At 55.6% G+C, this 23438-nt stretch carries 17 protein-coding genes and 2 pseudogenes; 11 read left to right on the top strand and 8 right to left on the bottom strand.

Annotated elements, in window-relative coordinates; genetic code table 11:
* Positions 1-63: 63 nt before the first annotated feature.
* From MKY58_RS26120 to MKY58_RS26100, 5 genes are all read left to right on the top strand, one after another.
* The gene (locus MKY58_RS26120; RefSeq protein WP_339322662.1) at positions 64-1515 is read left to right on the top strand and encodes an FAD-dependent oxidoreductase; all 1452 of its coding nucleotides are present in this window, start codon (positions 64-66) and stop codon (positions 1513-1515) included.
* A 139-nt stretch (positions 1516-1654) separates the two neighbouring features.
* Entirely contained in the window at positions 1655-2284 is a 630-nt protein-coding gene (locus tag MKY58_RS26115; RefSeq protein ID WP_339322661.1) for a DUF2185 domain-containing protein, read from the top strand.
* A 386-nt stretch (positions 2285-2670) separates the two neighbouring features.
* A complete protein-coding gene (locus tag MKY58_RS26110; protein WP_339320778.1) occupies positions 2671-4017 on the top strand; it encodes an ISLre2-like element ISTco1 family transposase in 1347 nt (448 codons plus the stop codon).
* A gap of 212 nt (positions 4018-4229) precedes the next feature.
* Positions 4230-4841 carry a helix-turn-helix domain-containing protein gene (locus MKY58_RS26105; protein ID WP_339322660.1) on the top strand — a complete coding sequence of 204 codons (612 nt, stop codon included), beginning with the start codon at positions 4230-4232 and terminating at the stop codon, positions 4839-4841.
* A 135-nt stretch (positions 4842-4976) separates the two neighbouring features.
* On the top strand, positions 4977-8102 hold the full coding sequence (locus tag MKY58_RS26100; RefSeq protein WP_339322659.1) for an MMPL family transporter: 3126 nt from the start codon (positions 4977-4979) through the stop codon (positions 8100-8102).
* A 134-nt stretch (positions 8103-8236) separates the two neighbouring features.
* Here MKY58_RS26100 and MKY58_RS26095 read toward each other — a convergent pair whose 3' ends face one another.
* Together MKY58_RS26095 and MKY58_RS26090 are read right to left on the bottom strand one after the other, a co-directional pair.
* On the bottom strand, positions 8237-9361 hold the full coding sequence (locus MKY58_RS26095; protein WP_339322658.1) for an NADH:flavin oxidoreductase: 1125 nt from the start codon (positions 9359-9361) through the stop codon (positions 8237-8239).
* Positions 9362-9480: 119 nt separating this feature from the next.
* Positions 9481-9792 carry a helix-turn-helix transcriptional regulator gene (locus MKY58_RS26090; protein ID WP_160042885.1) on the bottom strand — a complete coding sequence of 104 codons (312 nt, stop codon included), beginning with the start codon at positions 9790-9792 and terminating at the stop codon, positions 9481-9483.
* 138 nt (positions 9793-9930) lie between these two features.
* On the opposite strand from MKY58_RS26090, the gene mprF reads away from it, so the two are divergent.
* Positions 9931-12573 carry a bifunctional lysylphosphatidylglycerol flippase/synthetase MprF gene (mprF, locus tag MKY58_RS26085; RefSeq protein WP_339322657.1) on the top strand — a complete coding sequence of 881 codons (2643 nt, stop codon included), beginning with the start codon at positions 9931-9933 and terminating at the stop codon, positions 12571-12573.
* A gap of 144 nt (positions 12574-12717) precedes the next feature.
* Here mprF and MKY58_RS26080 read toward each other — a convergent pair whose 3' ends face one another.
* From MKY58_RS26080 to MKY58_RS26060, 5 genes are all read right to left on the bottom strand, one after another.
* Positions 12718-14001 carry a HAMP domain-containing sensor histidine kinase gene (locus tag MKY58_RS26080; RefSeq protein ID WP_339322656.1) on the bottom strand — a complete coding sequence of 428 codons (1284 nt, stop codon included), beginning with the start codon at positions 13999-14001 and terminating at the stop codon, positions 12718-12720.
* Positions 13994-14680, bottom strand: a complete 687-nt coding sequence (locus tag MKY58_RS26075) for a response regulator transcription factor (RefSeq protein WP_339322655.1) — start codon at positions 14678-14680, stop codon at positions 13994-13996. Before MKY58_RS26075 ends, MKY58_RS26080 begins: the two co-directional genes overlap by 8 nt.
* Positions 14681-14892: 212 nt before the next feature.
* Entirely contained in the window at positions 14893-16152 is a 1260-nt protein-coding gene (locus MKY58_RS26070) for an MFS transporter (protein WP_339322654.1), read from the bottom strand.
* 339 nt (positions 16153-16491) lie between these two features.
* Entirely contained in the window at positions 16492-17337 is an 846-nt protein-coding gene (locus MKY58_RS26065) for a lipoate--protein ligase family protein (protein ID WP_339322653.1), read from the bottom strand.
* A gap of 24 nt (positions 17338-17361) precedes the next feature.
* Complete coding sequence (locus MKY58_RS26060; RefSeq protein ID WP_339322652.1) at positions 17362-18159, bottom strand: N-acetyltransferase; 798 nt, start codon at positions 18157-18159, stop codon at positions 17362-17364.
* 241 nt (positions 18160-18400) lie between these two features.
* On the opposite strand from MKY58_RS26060, the gene MKY58_RS26055 reads away from it, so the two are divergent.
* From MKY58_RS26055 to MKY58_RS26040, 4 genes and pseudogenes are all read left to right on the top strand, one after another.
* Positions 18401-18988 (top strand): TetR/AcrR family transcriptional regulator, encoded by a 588-nt coding sequence (locus MKY58_RS26055; protein WP_339322651.1) that lies wholly within the window; start codon positions 18401-18403, stop codon positions 18986-18988.
* Positions 18989-19013: 25 nt separating this feature from the next.
* Positions 19014-19768: pseudogene (locus MKY58_RS26050) on the top strand (glycosyltransferase).
* A 41-nt stretch (positions 19769-19809) separates the two neighbouring features.
* A pseudogene (locus MKY58_RS26045) lies at positions 19810-19929 on the top strand (alpha/beta hydrolase); the annotation flags it as partial.
* A gap of 193 nt (positions 19930-20122) precedes the next feature.
* Positions 20123-20347: a cold-shock protein gene (locus MKY58_RS26040; RefSeq protein ID WP_339322650.1), complete on the top strand. Its 225-nt coding sequence runs from the start codon at positions 20123-20125 to the stop codon at positions 20345-20347.
* 71 nt (positions 20348-20418) lie between these two features.
* Here MKY58_RS26040 and ald read toward each other — a convergent pair whose 3' ends face one another.
* Complete coding sequence (gene ald, locus MKY58_RS26035) at positions 20419-21546, bottom strand: alanine dehydrogenase (protein WP_339322649.1); 1128 nt, start codon at positions 21544-21546, stop codon at positions 20419-20421.
* 226 nt (positions 21547-21772) lie between these two features.
* Here ald and MKY58_RS26030 point away from each other — a divergent pair, with 226 nt between their 5' ends.
* Positions 21773-23428 (top strand): PucR family transcriptional regulator ligand-binding domain-containing protein, encoded by a 1656-nt coding sequence (locus MKY58_RS26030; RefSeq protein ID WP_339322648.1) that lies wholly within the window; start codon positions 21773-21775, stop codon positions 23426-23428.
* The last annotated feature ends 10 nt before the right edge of the window (positions 23429-23438 follow it).

Genomic DNA, 23438 nt, shown 5'->3' with positions numbered 1-23438 from the left:
TTTGTGCATTATGATGTTTAAAGTTCATTTTCATCTTATCAAGAAGCGAGCTGATTATTGCCTGTGCGTCGGTCAAAAAAAACGTGGAAGCTTATGCTCCTGGGCATGGTATCCCTGCTCATCATGACCTTTTTTCTTCCGCGCGGATTGACGCGGATCAGCCAGCCGGAATCCTGCGGGGAAGGCTGCAGCCGTTATGACATCGTCGTCATCGGGAGCGAAATTCAAGGGGTACTCCTCGCCAAGGAAGCCCAAAATCTCGGACGGAGCGTCCTGATCCTCGATCCCCGGGAGCAACCCGGAGGAGAGTTGATCCAAGGGCAAATGCTCTTTCTCGACGAGCCTATGAACAAGGAGCGCAAAAGCCTGGTACAAGGCGAGCTCAAGGCACTGTTTGACGGGTACAACAAGGGCAAAATCCGCGACTTGCACGAATTCCAGGCTTATTACGATAAGCTGATTCAAGATATAACGCTTAAAAGCGGCATTACCATCAGCGGCGTGGAGGAAGATGCCGCAGGCAAAGGCCATCGGATGAAATCGCTCACCTATAAGGACCAGGATCGGAAGACTTATAAGGTGGAGGCCGGCTATTGGGTGGAGAACACCGATTTTAATGCCCTGACGGGCCGGCTTAAGCATAAACGGCGGATTCCGGGCATGGAGACGATCGAAAAAAGCCATAAGCCCGACTATATGGGCGCTACTTATATGCTGAACTTTAAAAACGTCGACTGGAAAAAACTCAGCAAAGAGGTGCTGAAGCATTACCCGCTGTCCAACGTCCGGAAGGTTTTTGGCCCCAATACCTACGTAGACTGGAACTTCGCGGTAGGGTTCAGCAACGTCATGGCCCAATACGTTCCCGCCGAAAAGCTCGTCCGGCTGCGCGGCCTCAACATGGCGAACCAGGGGGACGGGAAGGTCATCATTAACGCCTTAATCATGTATAACGTCGATCCGTCCAGCGATGCCTCCGTCAAAGAGGCGATGCGAAAGGGAGAGGCGGAGGCGCCGCGTATCCTGGAATATTTGCGTTCCCGTCTCCCCGGGTTTGAACAGGCCGAATTGAACGGATTTCCAAGCTACCTGTATATCCGGGATTTCAACCGGTTCGAAACGGAATACGTGCTCAAATACGAGGACGTGATGGGCGGCAGGATGTTTTGGGATAACGTCAGCATCGGCGCTTATCCGGTCGACCTGCAGGGAACGGTGCACATCCCGCACGGAATCGGCTTCGGCGTGCCGGATGCCTACGGGATTCCGCTCCGCTCTTTCGAGCTGAAGGAATACGACAACGTGCTCGTCGTCGGAAAAAACATCGGAGCCGACATCAAAGCATACGGTTCGTCGCGGATCATGGCCAACAACGCGCTGGCGGCCCAGACGATCGGAATCATCCTCGGGTACGAAGCAGACCGGAAACGGCTGAAGGAGCTGACGCCGGAAGACTTCAAGCGGATTCACCAGTATCTGAAACGAAGATATCACATCGATGTCGAACATATTTGAAGAAAGATTATCGGCTGCGAAGGCGATGCCCCGTTTTGGCGGGGCTTTTTTTATTGGCTATTGAATCTCCGGAGTACAGGTTTTATAGTGATGAAAAGATTGGATTCAAAATACTGCAAAAAGGCGGGGACTCTAAACAATGGCTTGGTATCTCGACAGCGCGCTGGAGCGCCATAAAAAAGCGCCGTATACGTTTTACGTCCCGTCGCCTTCAGTCATCGAAAAGCTCGGGGAAGGCGATCGGGTCAGACTTCTTTTTATGTCCGACGCGGAAGAGGACTACGTTTGCGAACGGATGTGGGTCGAAATTACGGAAAGGGACGGAGACCGTTTTGCAGGCACGCTGGTGAACGAGCCGGTAAGCATGGAGCAGCCGGTCCGGGGCGAAACCGTTCATTTTCGCGGCGAGCATGTGTGCGACACCGAATATAAGGACCCCGAGGAGCAGCGGTGGGATTACTATTTCGACAACAGGATCGTGGTAAGCCGCGATGTGCTTGCGAGGAAAGAATTCAACTTTTTGCTGAGGGACTTTCCCAATCGGGACGGCGACACCGGATGGACCGCATCGAGCGGGTATGAAGAAGAAGACTATTGGGAACATGCCGACCATTTGCAGGTCGTTTCCATCGGCGTCGTGCTGAATATGGACGATTCGATCCTCGAGTTCATCGATGACGCGCCGCAATGCGCCTATGAAAGGGATCCGGCAACGGGAAGGTTCGTGAAGGTCGATGATTTCGATTGGGACGGCTACAACAACGGGTAAGGATCAAAAATCAACAGAAAACGACGTTTTTCATGCCATACCCATCCATAATTATGACCCGGAAAAACGAATTTTTATGGAAAAATCTAACTTTGGTTAGTTTTTTTTGAAACTTGTTCTTGGTAATCTGATAAAAGAAAGCAAGTCTTTACATCCTCCCAACGCATCCCCGTCATTTCCCCACGCGCATCCTCAAGCAACATCCCTTCCCGGACAGAGGGTTGAACCCGGTAGCTGCCGGGCTTAACCCTCCTTCGTATGTCCATGTTGAGATAGTGTAAAATCTCTGTGGGTGTAGGAATTGGAAAAAGCGGATATAGAAAAAGAGCTTCTCCCTTGGTAAAGTGATGTTTGACGCACAACACACCAAGAAGGAGGAAGCTCCTGTGAGCCACTTTACCACAATAATGCCGACGATGAAAGAGATTGAGCAATGGATTTTCCGGAAAATGCAGGAGGAATTCGCTCGTGCGATGAAGCAGGTGCTGGAGGCGCTGGATCAGCAGATCCTGGAGCAACGGGACCGAGAGCGTTATCGAGTAAAGGACGAGCGTGAAACAAGCGTCAACACAGTGTTCGGGAATGTGCGCTTTAAGCGGAGATTGTACTGTGACCGTAGAAGCGGCAAACACGTGTATCTGCTGGATCAGCTGTTGCAATTCGAAGGGCGCGGGAAAGTCAGTCCGCATTTGGAAGAGACAGCAATCGCATTCGCAAGCCAAGGACCGTCGTACCGGGACAGCGCAAAGCGGCTGGAGCAGCTTTTGGGCTACAATGTGCTGAGCCACCAAGCGATCAGGGAAAAACTGATGGAGCGTGCGCAACAGCCGATGCCAGCGGTGAAACGGCGCGCTGCCCGCGTGCTGTTCGTGGAAGTGGATGGGCTGTACACGAAGCTGCAGCGGAGCAAAAAGCGCGGGATGGAGAACGCAATTGCAGTCGTACACGAAGGCTGGGAGAAGAACGGCAAGCGGGTACAGCTGAAGAACAAACAGCATTACCTGCATACGAGCGGCGGCGACTTCTGGGAAGGGTTCGGGGACTTTCTGGTGGAGCGTTACGAAATCGACGAGAACACGTGGCTTGTGGTGAACGGAGACGGCGCGGCGTGGATCGGGGAATGTACATCCTACTTTCACCAATGTCTGTACATGCTGGACCGCTTTCATGTGGCGCGTGATTTGAAACGCTTTGTTGGTCATTTGCCGCAGGTGTGGGAGACCGTGAGACGGTCTTTGGCCAAACAGGATGCAGCCGCGCTTATGGCGGTCCTGGAAGGCGTGTCGGAGCAAGAGATAGCGGAAGAGAACCGGAAGGATTGGAAGCCGTATAAAAGATTTCTAAAGCGGCATGAGAAGCATTTGGACGACTACCGAAAAACACTCCAGGCGAAGGGGATCGACACAAGCGGCATGCGCCCGATGGGAAGCGCGGAATCGCAGATGCGTATATTCGCCAAGCGGACGAAGCGTGGCGGGTACAGTTGGAGTGAGCGAGGCGTCAGGGCGATGCTGAGGACGATGATGAGGATTCAAGAAGCGGGCACGGTGGTAAGAACGGTTGAAGGACAAGCGAGTAAGCAGGCAACGCCGCAGCAGTCGATAAACATGCGGCAATTGCTCAAGAACGTGACGCAACCGGTCAAGGGTTGTATCGCTGGAATGATTCGCATGCTGCAAGGACCGAAGCAAAGCAGCACAACGGGTATGGCACTCAAAGCACTTCGCGGATAACGGCAAAAAATTCTGACAAATCACTTGTGTTTGATGAAAGAACGAAGCAAAGCGCTTACAAGGAAGAGGTTCCTTCGGGGTTCGCGTTCCAGGCATCTTAAATGACTGCCCACGCTAGCTTGACACTGACCCATGTTGACCGCGATTTGCCAACCGGCATGCCGGCGCTATATAATAATTTTATCAAAATAATAGTAAACAGGTGTTTATTTATGCAAACGCTAAAGGAAGACGTTCGTCAAAACATATTGCGGGCTGCCTTGGCCGAATTCAAATCCCATGATTACGCGGATGCCTCCATGCGCCGGATTTCGGCGGCGGCGGGCATCACGACGGGCAACATTTACCGCTACTTCAAAAACAAAGAGGAACTGTTCGAAGCGCTCGTCAAGCCGGTATACGAGAAACTGCTGGACTATCTTCTGAGTCTGAAAAACGAGCTCGACCGCTCCTACATCGACGGCAACGGCGAAATGAAGTATTTCGGCATGATCGAGGATACGGTCATCGGGCTGTTTGATGCGTACAGCGCGGAATTGACCATCCTGATGAACCGCAGCACGGGATCGAAGTACAGCGGCGTCAAAGCGGATATGGTGCAGCTTGTCGCCACGATTTTGGAGGATGCGTTTGCTTCCGGCCGCGAACACGCGGCGAAGCTGACGGCCGAGCAGCGCCAAAGCGCGCGGATGCTGGCGGGAACCATCGTCGAAGGCGTCTGCCTGATTTTGCGGGAGCATGAGGATGGGGAGACGGTCAAGCGGCTCGTCAACGAGTTTATTCGTCTGTATCATACAGGCATGATGTGCGGGCTTCCCGACTAAATCGGGGCCCGGATTTCTTTGCGGATGAATAATTTTTTTCTTATTTTTGTAAGATGCATAGGAAGCCCTATTTTTTTTGTTTGAAAAATGAACACCTGTTTACTAACAATTCAGCCGAGGAGGAAAAACAAAAGGATGCGGCAAATCATCAAATGGCGCTGGGCGATTCTGGCGCTTTGGCTTGTGGCTACCGTGCTGCTGACCGTGTTTCAGCCGGACGTGAACGCCATTTTGCATGAGCGGGGGCAGGACCCGCTTACGGAAGACAGCCCGTCGAAGGTTGCAGGCAAGCTGCTCAACAAAATGACGGGCACTACCGGCACCAGCGACATCATCGTATTTCATAGGGAAAACAAACTGACGGATCAGGACATGAAGGAGATCGAGGCGGGGATCCGCAACATGATCGAACATCAATCCGAGCTCGGCTTCAGCCAATTGATCGATCCGTTTACGACGCCGGATGCGAAGTCGTCCCTCGTCTCCGGGGACAACACGACGCTGATGGTGAGCTTCAGCCTGGATAAAATGGGGCGCAACATCGAAGAAATCGACCAGCAGTTCAAGGACGCGCTGAAGGATGTGAACGTGCAGTACTACTTCAGCGGCGAGGATTTTATCCAAAACGACTATATCAAAGCGACGACCGCAGGGGTGGAAAAAAGCGCGGCGCTTACGGTCATCTTTATTCTGGTCGTGCTGATCGTCATGTTCCGTTCGGTTCTCACGCCGTTCGTGTCCCTGTTGACGGTCGGCATCACCTACTTGGTTTCGATGGGGATCGCGGCGCAGATCATCGACAAGCTGGACTTCCCCGTCACCAGCGTGACGCAAATGCTGCTCGTGCTTATCCTGTTCGGGATCGGCACGGACTACAACATTTTGCTGTTCAACCGTTTCAAAGAGGAGTTGTCGCATGGGCGGACCGTGGACGAGGCGATCGTCGCGTCGTACAAAACGGCAGGCAAAACGATTATTTACAGCATCGCCACCGTGTTTATCGCCTTTGCGGGATTGAGTTTCTCAAGCTTCGGCATTTACAAGTCCGCCAATGTGGTTGCGATCGGCACCGTCGTGCTCGTGCTGCAAATCCTGACGCTGACGCCGTTTATGCTGAAGGTGTTTGGTCCGAAGCTCTTTTGGCCCTCGAAAAAGGATGCGGGGCACAAAGAAAGCAAATTTTGGGCGAAGCTTACGTCCGTCTCGGTCAAGTATCCGGTGGTCGTGACAGTGATCATCGTCATTTTGATGATTCCGGCGCTGCTGACGAGCGCGCAAAAACTTTCCTTCGACCAGCTTAAGGAACTGGGAGACGGTTATCCGTCCACCAAAGGCTTCAGCCTTGTAGCCGAGCATTTCAGCCGGGGGCAGGCGCTGCCGACGAGCGTCGTCATCGAAGACGACAAGGCGATGGACAACAATGAAGCATTGGGCGTCATCGACAAGCTGACCGACAAGCTGAAAGCGATCGACGGGGTAAAAACGGTGGCCAGCGTGACGCAGCCGCAGTCGAAGCCGATCGACGAATTTTATATCAGCAGCCAGTCGGAAACGGTCACGGACGGCATTTCGGCTTCCAAAAAAGGCGTGGATCAAATCAAAAGCGGGCTGGATCAGATCGCGGGCAAACTGGCGGCGCCGGATACGTCGAGCGCCAACCAGCTGGTGGACGGCACGGGACAGGTAAAAGACGGTTATGACCAAATCACGGACGCCCTGGGCCAGGTTGCCGCGGGCATCGGCAAAGGCGCCGGCGGCGCGGGCGAGCTGAAGAAAGGAATCGCCGGATTAAAAGGCGGATTGGATGCCGTCAGCGCAAACACGGGCAAAATCAGCGCGGGCCTGTCGGAAATTTCGAAGGGTTACGCGGCGCTGGAGGCAGGTTATAAGCAGCTCGGCGGGCAAATTCCGCAAATCGAGCAAGGTTTGGCGGGCATGAACGCTTTGATTGAAGGACTGGGCGCCAAACACGGCGAGCTGGCGGAAGATCCGGATTACGCGAAATTGAAAGCGACCGGCGCGACGCTGGCGTCCTCTTTGGCCCAGCTGAACGGGGGCTTGCAGCAGCTGGAATCCAATTTTGCGAAGCTGAACGGTTCCCTTGGCGAGGCCGCGGGAGGACTCGGCCAAATCCAGGCGGCCCAGAAGCAGATGTCCGCCGGACTTGCGGCTTTGCAAAAGGGCGCGGCGGAGCTGCAAAAAGGCCTTGAGCAGGGCAGCAGCGGTTCCCGGGAGATCGAGGCGAACATGAAAAAGCTGAACCTTGCGCTCGGAGAAGTGCAAAGCGGCCAGAAACAGCTGATCGACGGGCTTTCCGGTCTTACCGGCGGCATGTCGCAGTTGAAGGAGGGCATCGACAAGAGCGGCAGCGGACTCGGGGACATTTCCGAAGGATTGGGCAAAACCGGCGATTTCCTGACGCAGCTCAGCGGTTCGAAGACGTTCTTTATCCCGCGTGAAGCGCTGGAAAGCGAGGACTTCAAAAAGGCCGAGGACAGCTTTATGTCCAAGGACCGGAAAATCACGAAGCTGCTCGTCATTTTGGACGATGACCCGTATTCTCCGGCGGCGCTGGCCACGATCGAAAAGATCAACGACACGGTCGCCGGCAGCCTGAAGGGAACCGTCCTGGACAACGCCAGCTACGGGGCGGCCGGACCAAGCTCAACCACGTACGACATGAACAAGGAACAGTTGAATTCCTTCAACAGCACGGCCGTGATCGTCATCGTGAGCGTGTTTATCGTATTGTTGTTCGTCATCCGTTCCTTCTGGCCGTCGGTATTTATCGTGCTGTCGCTGATCGCTTCCTATTATGTCGCGATGAGCGCCTCCAATCTGGTGACGACGTATATCATCAAAGCCGACGGGGTGTCCTCGTTCGTACCGTTTTTCTCCTTTATCGTGATCGTGGCGGTAGGGGTCGACTACAGCATCTTCCTGATGGAACGGTACCGGGAGCATGGCGACATGAACCCTGGCGAAGCGATCGTCAAAGCGGCGAAAAGCGTCGGCGGCGTCATCATTTCGGCGATGGTGATTTTGGGCGGAACGTTTGCGACCCTTATTCCATCCGGCCTGGTGCTGCTCATTGAGCTGGCTACCGCGGTCATCGTGGGGCTGGTCGTGCTCTGCTTTATTCTGCTGCCGATGCTCGTTCCGGCGCTGATCACGATGCCGGAACGGCTCCGGCAGAAACGCGGACATCAGCTGAAAGCGGTCCATGTCAGCGGCTCGGATGCCGATGGCAAGCCGATGTAAGAAGAAGCTTCATGAAACGCGGCAAAATTGATGGCCATAAAGCAGAAGAACCGGAAGGAGCACAAGCTCTTTCCGGTTCTTTAATCTATATGGAAGGTGTAAAGGCGATCGCCACAGAGGGGGAGCGGGCTGCCTTACACCAGGGTTTTCAGGGCTTCCGGCGAAAACGGCTTCAGGTCGCCGAAACGGCCTTCGCGGACTTTGGCAGCCCATTCGGGATCGGCCAGCAGCGCCCGTCCGACGGCCACCAGGTCGAATTCCTGTTTTTCCAAGCGGTTCAGCAGCTCGTCGATGTCCTTTTGGCCTGCGCCTTTGCCTTCGGTGAATAGGCTCGTGAACGCTTCGTCCAGGCCGACGGAACCGACGGTGATGACCGTTTTGCCGGTCAGCTTTTTGGCCCATCCGGCGAAGTTGAGGTCGGAGCCTTCAAATTCCGGCTCCCAGAAGCGGCGGGTGGAGCAGTGGAAAATATCGACGCCGGCTTCGGCCAATGCCGTCAGCAGCTGCTCCAATTTTTCCGGCGTATCCGCCAGCTTCGCGTCGTAATGGGTCGTCTTCCATTGGGAGAGGCGAAGGGCGACCGGGAAGTCCGGTCCTACCGCCGCGCGGACGGCTGCCACGACTTCGATGGCAAAGCGGGCGCGCTTCATCATGTCGCCGCCGTATTCGTCGGTACGCCGATTGGTTCTTTCCCACAGGAACTGGTCGATCAGGTACCCGTGGGCGCCGTGGATCTCCACGCCGTCAAATCCGATCCGTTTCGCGTTTGCTGCCGCATCGGCATAAGCCTGGATGACGCGCTTGATTTCCGCCACCGTCATCGGCTCGGTCACGGGGTTACCGTTCAGGTCGAGTCCGGATGGACCGATCGGCAGCGCCTCGGGATTCGGCTGGGCGCCAACGGGGCGCGTCATGCCGATGTGCCAGATTTGCGGCATGATTTTGCCGCCGGCTTCATGGACCTGTCTGACGACCTCAGCCCAACCGTTCAGCGCCGCTTCGCCATGGAAGTTCGGCACGTTCGGATCGTCGGTGGCTGCCGGATGGTCGATCAGCGTGCCTTCGGTAATGATGAGGCCGACGCCGTTTTCGGCGCGGCGGCGGTAATAGGCCGCCACATCCGGGCCGGGCACGCCGTTCGGCGAAAAGCTGCGGGTCATCGGCGCCATCACGACCCGCGTCGGAATCGTCAGGCTGCCCAAAGTATAGGGCTTAAACAAGGATGCGGTTGAGCGGATGTTTTGCTGCGAGTTGCTCATGTATGGATCCTCCCAAAATCTAGATTTTATTTTTCTGTATTTCTATAAAAATAGATATATATGATCAAAAGAAGGAGCTTTATGCTTATGGCAGACCATGAAAACGAAAGCTCTTAAGCCTAAAGCTCTTTCTTGAGTTGTTCGATAAAGCGGCTGATTCCCTCCTCATTACGTCTGTAATAAGTCCACTGTCCCGCCCGGCGGGATTCCAGCAAGCCTGCCTTCTGCAATTTGACGAGATAACCCGAAACCACCGATTGGGCCAGCCCCGTTTTCGCGGAAATGGAACCGACGCAAATGCCGCCCTTGAAATCGCAGGATGCCGGCATATGCTCCTGGGGTCCAAAATGCTCCTCCGGATGCTTTAGCCATTCCAAAATGTTAAACCGGGTTTCGTTTGACAATGCTTTGATCGTTAATAATATATCCATGGGTATTATTATATCTATTTTTATAGAAATGTAAATATCCTTTTTGGGCATTGGACAGAGGTTTGTGTCGGAATGGCTTTATTGTTAGGATAGAGAGGACTTGGATTCCAATCTTTTCAAGTGAAAGGGTGCTTGACGATGAAGGAAACGCTGGAGCGGTACAAAATTTTCCGCGTCCTGGCATCCATATATAGGATCAAAGCCGTTCGGCTGCTCATCCCGCTTGCGGTGATCGGATTCGTCTACTGGGAAGGGAAAAGGGAGCTGTCCCAGATTTCCATTGGACGCACATTTGGGGAGTTGCGCCGGCTTCCGGCTTCGTCCGTTGCGGAAATTTTCCTGTTTGCCCTTTTTTCCGTTGCGGTGATGAGCCTTTACGATTTTATGATCCGCCGCCATTTTCGATTAAAGGTTGGATTCTGGAGCACGTTTCGGTATGCGTGGATTGCCAACACGTTTAACAACATCATCGGATTTGCGGGATTGACCGGGGCCGGGCTCCGGACGATTTTATATAAACGAAGCGGGATATCGCCGGTATTGATGGCTTCCGCCGTCGTGTTCCTTTCCCCGGTCGTCGTGACGGGGCTGTCGGTCCTATCCTGGGGGATCATCTTTGGGCTTTTTAACGTGGACGGGCTCCTGCAGGAGCATGGGTGGCTTGTTTTTGCCGTCTGGGGGATGGCTTTGTATTTGCCTTTATTTGTCCTGATGCAGCGGTCCTCTCTGTTTGCGAAATGGTTTAACCGCGGGGAAGGGAGAACGCCGTGGACGACGGTCGGCGTATCGCTCAGCGCTTCGCTTTTGGAATGGGCCTGCGCGGGCATCACCTTTTGGATGATCGCCGGCAGCGTCCTGCACGACGTATCCTTCCGGGACGTGATCGGCATGTATTCGGTCGCGGCGATCGCCGGCATTCTGAGCATGGCGCCGGGAGGCATCGGGGCGTTCGACTTGATGGTGCTGCTCGGGCTGGAGCAGATGGGTTTCCCTTCCGGCCGGGCCATGGCGGTGCTTGTCCTGTTCCGGCTGTTTTATTACATCGTTCCGTGGCTGATCGGCCTGATCCTGTCGGCCTTTGAGCTGGGCAGCGCGGCCAAGCGGGCCGGGGAAAACGCGACCCCGGAGTTCCCTTTGAACATATGGCAGCGGTTGTGGCGTTGGCCGGGGCAATTCCGGTTTTTAAGCGATCTGGGCGCGTGGGCGCTCGGGAAGCTGGTGTTCGTGAGCGGCCTCGCGCTCCTGCTCTCGGCTGCGATGCCCGGCTTGCTCTACCGCCTGAAACTGACGGAGGAATTGCTGTCGATGCCCATCATGCGCATCTCCCATCTGCTGACGGTCGTTATCGGGTTTATGCTCATCATTCTTTCCCGGGGCATTTCGCTGCGGATTCGCCGCGCATATGTTTGGACAGGGGTTCTGCTGCTTGCCGGCGCGATTTTTACGTTTACGAAGGCGTTTGATTTCGAGGAAGCGATTTTTCTGCTGATCGTCGGCCTTGCGCTTTGGATGTCCCGATCGAGGTTTTACCGCAAGGGCGCCGTCGTCGACTTCCGAAGCTGCCTGCTCTGGTATGCATTGTCGGCGGTCATCGCTTTTGCGTACTACTGGATCGGAAGCCATGTCCACCATGGCTGGCTCAGGCATCTGCCGACGGCCGATCGCATCCACTGGATGTTCGGGCCGAAACCGTATGCCATGACGGCATGCATTGGCCTGGCAGGCGCATGGCTGCTGCTGACGATGCTGATGCTGCTGCGCCCGAACCGGAATATCGCGACCGGGGCGGGTCCGGAGGAGCTTGAGAAGCTCCGGCTTTTCTTAAGGGACACACAAGGCAATATGCTCACCCACATGCTGTTTGCGGGAGACAAAAGCTTTTTCTGGGCCCAGGACGGTCAGGTGCTGCTTCCTTATGCCAAGTCAAGGGACAAGCTGGTGGTGCTGGGCGACCCGATCGGACCGATGAAGCTGGTGCCGGACGCCATTGCCGAATTCCAGCAGTATGCCGACGAATACGCGATGTCCGTCGTGTTTTACCAGGCCACGCCCGAATTTCTGCCCGTTTACCATGAACACGGCTACCGTTTTTTTAAATTGGGGGAAGAAGCGCTCGTTCCTTTGGAGAACTTCACCCTCAGCGGCAAAAAGGCAGCCGACCTGCGGAGCGTCCGCAACCGTTTCGATCGCGAGGGATATGTTTTCGAAGTGGTGCACCCGCCTTTTGCCGATCCGTTGTTCGAAGAACTTCGGACGGTCTCGGATCAATGGATCAAGGGGCGGAGGGAGAAGGGCTTTTCGCTCGGCTGGTTCGATAAAACCTACTTGGAACAAGCCCCGATTGCGGTTCTCAGGGACGATCAGGGCATGATCTTGGCGTTTGCGTCGCTTGCCCCGGGATACGACGGGGGCCGGACGATGTCGATCGACTTGATGCGCCACCGCAGCGGCACCCCGAACGGCACGATGGATGTTCTGTTTATCCGGCTGTTGGAGTGGTGCAAGGCCCAGGGATACAAGGTTTTCAACCTCGGCAATGCGCCCTTGTCCAGCGTCGGGGAGAGCAAAAGCGCGCTGCGCGAGGAAAAGCTTGCGGCTCTCGTATTCCAATACGGCGGCCATTGGTACGGATTCAAAGGTTTGCGGAGATACAAAGAGAAATTTTCCCCTGAATGGGAGCCGCGTTTCCTGGCTTATCCCGCTTGGGTGTCGCTGCCGGCGCTTACGGTGGATTTGGTGAGGCTGGTGTCGAGGAGAGTGAGGGGAGGCGGAAAAAGGTAGAGGATACAAGGCTGCCCTTCTGCATACGGGCTTCGAGAGTGCTTATGCATAACATGGGGCCGCAGGATTCGTATGCGGACATAACAAATCAGCCCGGACCGGGAAAGGGAACGGGCTGATTTTTTTATGGATTCAAATAAAGCCTTACTGCTTCGGCAGCCGAATCCGGAAAATGACGCCCTTCGGCTCGTTATGCAGCGCCTGGATCGTCCCGTGATGGCTGTGGACGATCCACTGGGCGATGGAGAGGCCGAGCCCGGAGCCGCCTTGCTCGCGCGACCGCGCCCGGTCTTCGCGGTAAAAGCGGTCAAAGATGCGGGAAAGCCCTTCCTCGCTGATGCCGATGCCGGTGTCGCTGACTTCGATGAACGCTTTGTTTTCTTTGACGTACGTGCTGATGGCGATGCTGTCATGTTCGCCGGTATATTTCAGGGCATTGTCCAGCAGAATGACAAGGAGCTGGTGCAGCCGCTCGGGGTCCGCCTTCAGCCGGGTCCGGCTGTGCAGCCTAAGCTGCATGCTTTTTTCGGACAGCTCGGCGATTTCCTTATAGGGGCGGCATACGTTGTCCACGAATTCGTCCAGCTCGATCGTTTGCTTTTCCAGCTGCGTTTCGGTCGAATCGGCTCTCGCCAGCGTCAGCAGGTCGGCCGTCATGCGGGACAGCCGCCGCGTTTCCGAGAGGGAGAGGGCGATATTTTCGAACGTATCGATGATCCGCTTCTCCGGCATCGTCTGCAGCAGCTCCAGCTTGTTCTGGATGATCGTCAGCGGCGTCCGCAGCTCATGCGAGGCATTTTCCACGAACTCCGCTTGTTTGTCCCAGGAGCGGATGATCGGTTTCATCATTTTCCGGGACAACATGTAACTCGCGCTGATCGACAGCAAGATAAATAAGGCCGAACACATAATGATGATCCGTTTGAAATTGTCGATCAGGTTTTGCTCGGGGTCCACGTTGACCAGCAGCTGCACATAGCTCCCCTCCGCCGCGGGATAGGGAATGGAAACGGTCCGGAAATGGTATTTGCCTTGCACCGTCACGTTGGAAATGACGCCGATGGTGGCGGGATCGAAGCTCATTTCGCTGAAGTAATGATTGTAAGTGATGAAGCCGATCTGCTCGGCATTGGCGATGTGTCCGTCGCTCCACAGAAGCGGAATGACCCGCGGGTTCAATCCCCGGCCTTTGGCAGGGGGGAAGCCGTATTTGTCGCGAATCGGTTCTTTGCCGCGTTCGGCGCCGGCTCCGCCGGTCTCGAGCCATCTTTTGGATGCCGTCAGGTCCGAGTCGGTTTTGGCGTACAGCGTCGATTGGATCTGGCCGAAAATGATCGCCCCGAACATGCCGAACAGAAGGGTAAAGGCGATCAGCGTATAGACCATGAACCGCAGCTGCTGGCTGCGGATGACTTTGTTTTTATTCATGGTCGTCTCCGTTCTCGGTCAGCATGTATCCCATGCCTCTGATCGTTTTGATGTACTTGTCGTAGCCGAAGGGCTTGAATTTCTTGCGCAAATTGCTCACGTACACTTCGATGACGGTGTTGGCGGTGCTGGAGTCCATGCCCCAGACGCGGTCGAAAATTTGCTCCTTCGTCAAAATGATGTTTTTGTTGTTGATCAAATATTCGAGCAGGTCGATTTGTTTGCCGTTGAGCAGGACCGGCGCCTCGCCGATCTGAACCTCGCGGCTTTTCAAATTCAGCTTAAGCTCCTTGAACAGCAGCGTATGCTGCTTGAACCCGCCGACGGAGCGGCGCAGGATCGCCTCCAGGCGCAGCAGCAGCTCCTCGCGGTGGAACGGCTTGACGAGGTAGTCGTCGGCTCCCTGTTGGAAGCCGCGGATTTTGTCGTCGATCCCGTCTTTGGCCGTCAGGATGAGCACCGGCGTCAGAATCCCCTGCTGCCGGAGGCGTCCGAGCACCTCGTAGCCGCTCAGTCCCGGCATCATCACGTCCAGAACGATTGCGTCATAAATGTTTTGCTCCGCCAGATACAAGCCCTCTTCGCCGTCAAAGGCCTGCTCCGTCTCGTACAAATCCCGCGTCGTTGCGCAGATCGTATCGGACAAATGCTTATCGTCTTCTATGACCAGGAGCCGCATGGCCTGTTCACCTCTATCGTTTTTCTGCTTCCCGGTGCACGCGTTGTCAGCCTTCATTCGCCGAAGAAGAACGGAGAAGCATCCGGGAGGCGCGTTATTGTTGCGGTATCAGGATCGCGAGTGATTTCGGTTTCGAACGTTGGCGTCCTGATATCTAAACATAAACATTTCTCCCGGAAAGTCAAATGCGGCGTTTGGACAAAATGCGTAAATTAGGCGGTCATCTCCGTCTTCATGGCGCTCTGATGCTTGCGGTGGAGCCCCGGAAGGGCGATCAGGTAATATACGCTGACGATCAGCATGCTGACGGCCAAAATCCAGTACAGCGCCGTAACGTTCACGATCGCGGGAAACGCCACCGAGATGAAGCCGAGCGCAATCGCCTGCCCGGTCGTGTTCAGGGGCTCGATCCAGGCGCTGACGCGGCCCATGCTTTGCGGCTCGACCAGCTCCGGCAGCCAACCGCCGAGCACCACGTTGATGGGAGCCAGGATGATGCCGAGCAGGACCATGACCCCCAAGTAAATTTGAATGTTTCCGGAGAGTCCGGCAGCAAGGGTCAGCGCCATCGTAAGGAACAGTCCGGTAATCAGCACGGCCACCTTGCCGCATTTTTTAATCAGCAGGGAACTAAACGCGCTGCCTATGAGGTAACCGATGCCGAGGAAAACCATGACCAGCGGGTTATACACCTGATAGCGGTCGGGACTGAGCTCGTATTTCATCGTAAACAGGGGGAGGATCGAAAACACGCCGTTGACGATGCCGAAGAAAAAGAAACCGAGAATGATCGCAAGGAGCAGCCGGGAACGGACGATGTATTGGAAGCCCGCGCCAAAGTCGGCCGCCATGCTTTTCAGGTTGAGGTCGCGCAGCTTCACTTTGCCGTTCGGCTGGCGCACTTCGGCCGGAAAATGGCATGTCGCAAGCAGGATGCCCGATATGATGAAGCTTGCGGTATCGATGATGATGGCTCCTTCGATGCCGAGGTAATAGTAAGCGGCGGAGCCCATGCTCATGCCGAACAGCATGAAGATGCCCATGATCGACATATTCAGGCTGGACGCCTTCACATATTGCTCCGGCTTCATAATGCCCTGCATCAAGCTCATCTCGGCAGGGGTAAAAAATTTCGAAATCGCGCTCCGCAGGAACAGGATGGCGAAGGCGGCGATGATCCAATCCTGATGAATGCAGAGCAGCAGGACGACGGATAAAGCGGCCCGGATCCAGTCGCTTTGCACGGCGATCCGTTTGCGGTCCAGCCGGTCGGCCAGCACGCCGACGAACAGGAAAACGACCAGCGTCGGCAGCGAATACATCAGTTCGGCAACCGAGGCGTAAGCCGGCTGATTGCTGAACCGGTCGACCAAATAGAAGGCGAAAGCCATGCTGCCGACCATCGAGCCGAGCTGGGACGCGAAGGCGGCCAAAAACATTCTGACAAAAATAGCGTTGCGGAAAAGTTCCATACGGGGTTTGCCTCATTTCCTAAAAATTTTATCCGGTACATGCGTCCTGGCGACCTTTTCGGAGTTCTCAGGGCGCGGGAATTGATATGAGTGTACAATATCCTGAATTTTCCGGATAACGGCGCGAGAAGGAAATCGTTCTCCGTCTGTGGACCGAGGCAAGGACAAGAGAGGGCATCGCCGCCGCATAAAAGTAGCGAAGCCTATGGGAGCCCTTGGGCATCCGGGAAGCTTCGCTTGATGGATTTCCGTAACCGCCGACATGCCCGGTTGCCGGGTTTGGCATCTTGCAGATGTCGCCGTCTTTCTTGATATAAAATTCACGGGCCGATGTTTTGGTTACACCTGTTCCTTCGGCGCATAACGCTGCTTAAGCTGCTCCGCCATCGCGGTAACCTCCCGGGTGCCCGGCAGCGTCAGCCGCGCGGCCGATTCGGCGATGCCTTCGGCGGATTGGCGGCTGCGGACGACGTTTTTGACCGCTTCCGCGAAGCTTGCCGCCGCCCCGGGGCCGAGCCCTGCAAGTTCGGCGAGGGAAGCAGTGCTGCCGCTGTCCACCTGCGGGAAATCGCCGGGGTCCGCCCCTTTGCCCGCCCGGTCGTAAAATTCCCGCACGAGCCGGGCCCGCTCCTGCCCCGAGCCGTCGGCGATGACAAAGGCCTGCACGACGAAGGCATGCGCCTGGCGACGCTGCGCAATCCCGCAAAATTTCCGGCCGCCGATGCTCAGGTCGAAATCCCCGGGACAATACGCCCCTGCAATTTCGCCTTTGTCGACCGTTACGCCCGTATGGGCCAGCGCCTCGCGAATGAGGGCATACATCCGCTCGAAATCGCCGCGGAAACGTTCGTCGCCTTTGCCCTGCTTGGGCAGGATGAGCGACAGGTTCACGACGCCCGCGTCAAGCGGCACGGCCGCGCCGCCGGAATTGCGGATGGCCGTTTTGTACCCGAGCGCCTCCAGCCAGGCGCAGGCTTTGGCCGCCCCCGGCAGGCGGCTGTCGCGCAGCCCGATGATAAAGGAGCGGGGTTGGCGCCAAATATGCAGCAAGGGCGGTCCGCCTCTGCCGGTCTCCTTGCACAGCAGTTCGTCGAGCGCGAACGGATACAGCGCATCCTGCTGCGGATCGGGGTTCATCCGGTCCAGAATGAGCATGGAGCTGAATTCGTCGTTGAAATCGGACATCGGGATCACTTCCTTTCGCAAGGGTTATTTATGGCTATCAGCAGGCATGAAAAATTGGATGATGTGCTGAATGGCAACCGTTTCGTAGCCAATGGATCGATAAAGCCGGATGGCGGCTTCGTTCTCTTCAAAAACATTCAGGTAAACGTTCGGAGACGCAGCCGCTCCTGCGCGGGTGAGCTCTGCGCAAACCATTTTCCCCAAGCCTTGTCTCCGGAAAGCGGGATCCGTCCCGATATTACCGAGCTCCACGTAATCCGCGCCGTAAATGTGATACCCTCCTGCGGCGGCAAGCCGCTCATTGTCCATCACGCCATAGAAAGGGTACTGAAGCTCATCGGCCGAAAATGCCATGGTGCCGATCTTTTTCATCAAGGCCTCAATCCGGTCAAAGCGGGATGGCTCCAAACGCTGGACCCGCGGATCCGCGGCGGGCAGCATCTGATGATGTATATGCTTCATGAGAAACAGTTTTTCCGGAGGTTTGGCGAACGCCATTTGTCCGCGAAGAGCGGCCATGTCCTCCTCGTGCACGATGAAATTGCCGATCGCCTCGTCCGGCAGCCGAAGTTCTTTTTTCGTAAACGCCAGAACGGCCGGAAAATCAAACGATGGATGCACGGGGAATATGGAAAAGGCATAAAACGGAAGCCCCTCCAGAAAGGCCAACACTCCAAGCAGCTCGCCTTGGTCTGTAAATTGCCCGTAATGCGTCGTGCGCGGCTTTCGGAACGTCAAATATGAATAATATAAAAAATGCCTCTCGCGGTCGAGCGAAGCGGGGATGGACTCCAGCTCTTCCGGCGTCAGTTTGCGAATCATGTTTTGTTGCTCCTATCCTGGTTTGTCTATTATACTTCTTCGACAACAAGGAGGCATTTCCTTGCTCTGTGCGCATGACCCTATATAAGTACAACGCTTACACTTCCTTGGACGTAACGATTGATTTTTGATCGGCCGCTCGTCAAATATTCACAAATACATATTGCCAAAAGGAAATACATGGAATACAATTTATACAGACCGATCAGTCGGTCGCATTAATGGGAAAGGCATTGGGATCATGAAAAAAAGCAAAGACGAAGCGGAACAAACGAAACGGGATATTGTGGAAGCCGCCAAGGGGCTGTTTGCGGTGAAAGGCTACGCGGCAACCTCCATGAGCGATATTTGCAGCGCCGCCGGCTGCAGCAGGGGAGGCCTCTATCACCATTTCGACAGCAAAGAGGATCTGTTCATTTATATCGCCGACCAGGCGTTTACGGCGTCGTGGGAGAACTGGGACCAGGAGATCGACGGGACAATGACGGCCACGGAGCAGCTGTATAAGTACGCGGATTATTTTGTGGACACGCTCGAAAAGCCGCTCAATAAGGCGGGAGAGGAATTCATAAGCCGCGTCGGCGCGGATTCCGAGGCGGGGCAGCGGTTTCTCGGCACAATGATGGCGTATATGCAGCGCTTCGAGCGGCTCGTGCAAGCCGGTCTCGACCGCGGCGAGTGGAAAGGCGGCAACGCGCAGGAGCTGAGCATGATGATTCTAGGCTATTTTTCCGGCCTCAGCGACCACATCCAGATGATGGGCAAGGAAGACGCCAAACGGTTTTACCGCAAAGCAACCAAGCTATTACTCGAAGGGATTCAAAAATAATTTATTCCTTGAGGAGCGATGAATCATGAATAGCCCATTTGCATCGGGTACCGATCAACCCATTAAGTTTTCCGTCATATTCCGGCACGAAACGAGGAGAAATATATCGGCCGCTGCCTCGATTCCATAGCTGCCGCCGCCAGACCTTATCCGGGGCAGGTCGAGGTGATCGTGATGATCAACCGCTGCACCGACCGGACGGCCGATATTGCCCAATCTTACGGCGCTGTCACGCTGCCGGTCGATCACAAAAACTTGTCGCAGATCCGAAACGCCGGCATTGGGGCCGCCAGAGGGGAAATCATCGTGACGATCGACGCCGACAGCTGGGTGACGGACAATATGCTGACCGAAATCGACCGGATGCTGCAAACGGGCAAATATATCGGCGGCGGCGTCCGCTCGGCTTTTGAACGGAATTCGCTCGGCATCGCCATGTCGGCGCTTGTGCTGATCGTTCCGCTCCTTTTTAAATACGGGCCGTTAACCGTAGGCCTCTTCTGGGGGTACAAAAAGGACTTTGACGCGGTGGGCGGTTTTAACGAACAGATGCTCATGGCGGAAGATATCGAATTTGCCAGCCGCCTGAACAAATGGGGCAAACAGAACGGGAAAAAATACGGTACCGTCACGAAAGCGCTGATGACGACTTCATGCCGAAAATTCGACCAGTATGGGGATTGGTGTTTAGTTAAAAATCCGGGCATCGTGCGGGCTTACTTGAAGGGAAACGACCGGGCCTATGCGGATCAGGCCTATTATGAAATGGAAAAGAAATGATGGGAATTTTTGTGATATACTAAACCAAATAAGACGCGACGCAAATGAGCAGCTACGCCAGAATGTACCATGAAAAATGGGGCTGCAACGTCCTGCTCCCGGATGCCCGGGGGCATGGGGAAAGCGGAGGCGATGATATCGGCTTCGGCTGGCCCGAACGCAGCATTCGAATTTTCAAAAAGGTGCAATATTAGTCCCGATACGAAATATATATAGTAAGACAGACCATCCCTTTTTAGTGGCGGAGGGCTGGCCGATCCATTCTTTATGCATGGAACATAATTCAGCCCTTCCGGGTCATACTAAGGAAACAGCTGGGATGCTGACGAAAATATAGGATGAGGATGGGATTAAATGTACTTCGGAAAAAAAGTGGTTGAGGAGATTCCTCAAGCGGATACGGCGATTTGGTCCTGCACCAACGAGGACTGCAATGGCTGGATGCGGGATAACTTTGCCTTTGAGCAGGAGCCGGTTTGCGCACACTGCAGCTCGCCCATGGTCAGCGGCACGAAGATGCTGCCTTTGGTCGTCAACGATCATCCTATCAAAATGCTGAGAAAGGGCACCTTGATCTAGGTGCACGCCATCATATGAAAAGGAAAAACAGGGCCGCCGCAAGGGACCCTGTTTTTCGTTGCCGGCATAGGTTAAATCGTCACCTGGCTGAACGCTTTTTCCGCCGGGACGTAGTCGTATCCCAAATCGCGGGCGACCGCTTCATGCGTCACGTGGCCGTTAATGACGTTTGCGCCGCTGCGGATGGCGGGGTTCGCCGCAAGCAGCTGCCGCAGCTCCGTGCCTGCAAGCTTGAGCGCGAAAGGCATCGTCGCATTCGTAAGCGCCAGCGTCGACGTGCGGGGCACCGCGCCCGGCATGTTGGCGACGGCGTAATGGACGACGCCGTGTTTGACGTAAGTCGGGTTGTCGTGCGTCGTGATATGGTCGATCGTTTCGACCACGCCGCCCTGGTCGACCGCGACGTCGACGATCACGGAACCGGGCTTCATCGTTTTTACCATCGCTTCCGTGACGAGGCGGGGCGCTTTGGCCCCCGGAATGAGAACGGCGCAGATCAGCAGGTCGGTGTCCGCCACCGCCTTGGCGATGTTGGCCGGGCTGGAGACGAGGGTATGGATCTGGTTGCCGAAAATATCGTCCAGCTGGCGCAGACGCGGAATGCTCAAATCGAGCAGCGTCACGTCAGCGCCTAATCCTACGGCGATTTTGGCCGCGTTCATGCCGACGACGCCTCCGCCGATGATCGTGACCTTGCCTCTGGCAACGCCGGGAACGCCGGACAGCAAAATGCCTTTGCCGCCATGCGGTCGTTCGAGCAGCTGCGCGCCGATCTGCGCGGCCATCCGTCCCGCCACTTCGCTCATCGGCGTCAGGAGCGGCAGCGTGCCGTTCACGTTGACCGTTTCATATGCGATGGCATGCACGCCCGAGGCGACAAGCGCTTTGGCCAGCTCGGGTTCGGCAGCCAGATGCAGGTAGGTGAACAGGATCAGCCCTTTGCGGAAATATCCGTATTCGCTTAACAGCGGCTCCTTAACCTTCATGATCATGTCGGCCTGATCCCATACATCCTTGGCTTCCGCCAACAGGACCGCGCCTGCTTCATGGTATTCTTCGTCCGTGAATCCGCTTCCAAGACCGGCGCCGCGCTCGACGAGGACCTTGTGGCCGTGCTGGACGAACTCCAAGGCGCCTGCCGGGGTAACGGCAACCCGATTTTCGTTGTTTTTGATCTCTTTCGGTATTCCGATGTTCATGACAGATCACCTTCTCCTAAAAATAAATGCAAGCTCCATCAAATCGCGCAAAACCTTGACAGTAAAAGTTTACAATCGATTTTGCGGCGAAGCATCATACGTCTTGTCAAGGGAATAGATCACATGACAGGACATTTTGTTCAGCCGGGCGGGCATGTCGCCCATATTGAAAATGGATCTCCAAACTTCTATAATGACTCCATTAACGAGAGGGGACGTGACGGCTTTGGGCGAATTTACGCTATATATCAGGGACGTTCTGGAACGCCCCGTATTTCGGAAGGCCCGGCTGATCGCAGGCGCGGGCGGAACCGGCCGCAAGGTCGGATGGGTTCACATCCTGGAAATCGCCAACGTGGCCCCATACGTCACGAAAAACGATCTGATCATGACGACCGGGCTTTGGCTCCGCCATTATGAGCAGCAGCGCCTGTCCTACATGCAGCAGCTCATCCGCCAGGAAGCGGCAGGGCTGTGCGTGGAGCTCGGCACGAGCATCGAAAACATCCCGGCCGAAATCATCGAACTTGCAGACGCATCCGATTTTCCCCTGATCGTGTTCGAGCAGCCTGTCCGGTTCGTGGAAATTACCCAGGATATCCACGGCCTGCTCATCAACCAGCAGCACCAGATGCTGAAGGATTTGGAGGCCTTTTCCCGCAGGCTTCAGCAGATCACCCTTCAAAGCACCGACGTGAACGCGATCCTCCATGTATTATATGAATACGCCAAGCAGCAGGTTGTGTACTACTCCACCGTGGATACGAATAAATTTATGCCCCGCGGCATATCCCCGGCCGCTGCGGACGAAATTGCCGCCTTTTACCGGCAGCGCGTGGAAGGAAACGAATCCGCCCACCAGGAGGCGGGCATGTTCGAGCTGCCGCAGGAGAGGCTGCTGCTGACGCAGCCCGTCATTTGCCTCGGGCAGACGCTGGCCCATGTCGGGCTGGTGCTGCCCCGCCAGCAGGTGCAGGAGAGGCTGACGCTGCTGCTGGATTACACCGCCAAATCGCTGGCTTCGCTCCTCCTTAGAATGCTTTTTCTGGAGGAAAAAATGCTCCGCGACCAGAATCAGCTGATCCAGGACATTTTGAACCACCAGATCGAGGACGAAGAGGAAGCACGGATGCGCATGGGGCTGCGGCCGCCGAAGCAAAGCGAAATGTGGTTTGCCGGCGGGATGATCGAAGCGGAATATGGCGGGGGAGACGAAGAGCCGGACCGGGACAAGGTCGAATCGGATCAGCAGGACCTGCTCGTCCGGCTGCGCGCGCTTTTGAAAAAATACGCCCTTCATAACCTGCTCATGCAGAAGGGACGCAGGATTTACGTGCTGTGCGCGCGGGAGAAACCCGCCAGAGAGGATGCGCCGGTTTCCCTGCAGCAGACGATCCGCAAAATCGTGGAACGGCTGCAGCATCCGGCTTCGGGGGCGCCTGTATTCCGGCTGCACGCCGGGTTTGGCCTCGTCCGCAACCGGATGACGGATATGCACCGGAGCTTCAAGGAAGCGGAGCAGGTGCTCGAGGTGGCGAGATCAAGGGCTGCGGTTCAGGATGCCCTTTTTTACGACCGGATCGGGGTATACCGGCTGCTGAAGGCAATCCCGGCGGAAGCGCTCGAATCGTTCGTCCAGGACCAGCTCGGCGCCTTGATTGCCTATGATCAGGAGCATCATCTGCATCTGCTGCAGACGCTCGACATGTATTTGAAATGCATGGGTTCCAAAAACGACACGGCCAAAGCGCTGTATATCCACCGGCAGACCCTTTACAACCGGCTCGATAAATTGATGGAGATTCTCGGCGAAGACTATTTGGAGCCCGAGCGGCGCGTCTGCCTGGAAATGGCGCTGCTGGCGCTGCCGCTTTTAACTTAAACCAAAGACA

The sequence above is a fragment of the Paenibacillus sp. FSL W8-0194 genome, assembly GCF_037969745.1.
GTDB lineage: Bacteria > Bacillota > Bacilli > Paenibacillales > Paenibacillaceae > Paenibacillus_AQ > Paenibacillus_AQ cookii.
This window is presented reverse-complemented; position numbering and strand designations above follow the sequence as displayed.

Coding starts and splice junctions, on each gene's coding strand:
- MKY58_RS26055 (WP_339322651.1), top strand. CDS start 18,401: ATGAAAAAAAGCAAAGACGAAGCGGAACAAACGAAACGGGATATTGTG.
- MKY58_RS26065 (WP_339322653.1), bottom strand. CDS start 17,337: ATGTCCGATTTCAACGACGAATTCAGCTCCATGCTCATTCTGGACCGG.
- mprF (WP_339322657.1), top strand. CDS start 9,931: ATGAAGGAAACGCTGGAGCGGTACAAAATTTTCCGCGTCCTGGCATCC.
- MKY58_RS26060 (WP_339322652.1), bottom strand. CDS start 18,159: ATGATTCGCAAACTGACGCCGGAAGAGCTGGAGTCCATCCCCGCTTCG.
- MKY58_RS26105 (WP_339322660.1), top strand. CDS start 4,230: ATGCAAACGCTAAAGGAAGACGTTCGTCAAAACATATTGCGGGCTGCC.
- MKY58_RS26100 (WP_339322659.1), top strand. CDS start 4,977: ATGCGGCAAATCATCAAATGGCGCTGGGCGATTCTGGCGCTTTGGCTT.
- MKY58_RS26090 (WP_160042885.1), bottom strand. CDS start 9,792: ATGGATATATTATTAACGATCAAAGCATTGTCAAACGAAACCCGGTTT.
- MKY58_RS26070 (WP_339322654.1), bottom strand. CDS start 16,152: ATGGAACTTTTCCGCAACGCTATTTTTGTCAGAATGTTTTTGGCCGCC.
- MKY58_RS26115 (WP_339322661.1), top strand. CDS start 1,655: ATGGCTTGGTATCTCGACAGCGCGCTGGAGCGCCATAAAAAAGCGCCG.
- MKY58_RS26095 (WP_339322658.1), bottom strand. CDS start 9,361: ATGAGCAACTCGCAGCAAAACATCCGCTCAACCGCATCCTTGTTTAAG.
- MKY58_RS26075 (WP_339322655.1), bottom strand. CDS start 14,680: ATGCGGCTCCTGGTCATAGAAGACGATAAGCATTTGTCCGATACGATC.
- ald (WP_339322649.1), bottom strand. CDS start 21,546: ATGAACATCGGAATACCGAAAGAGATCAAAAACAACGAAAATCGGGTT.
- MKY58_RS26040 (WP_339322650.1), top strand. CDS start 20,123: ATGTACTTCGGAAAAAAAGTGGTTGAGGAGATTCCTCAAGCGGATACG.
- MKY58_RS26080 (WP_339322656.1), bottom strand. CDS start 14,001: ATGAATAAAAACAAAGTCATCCGCAGCCAGCAGCTGCGGTTCATGGTC.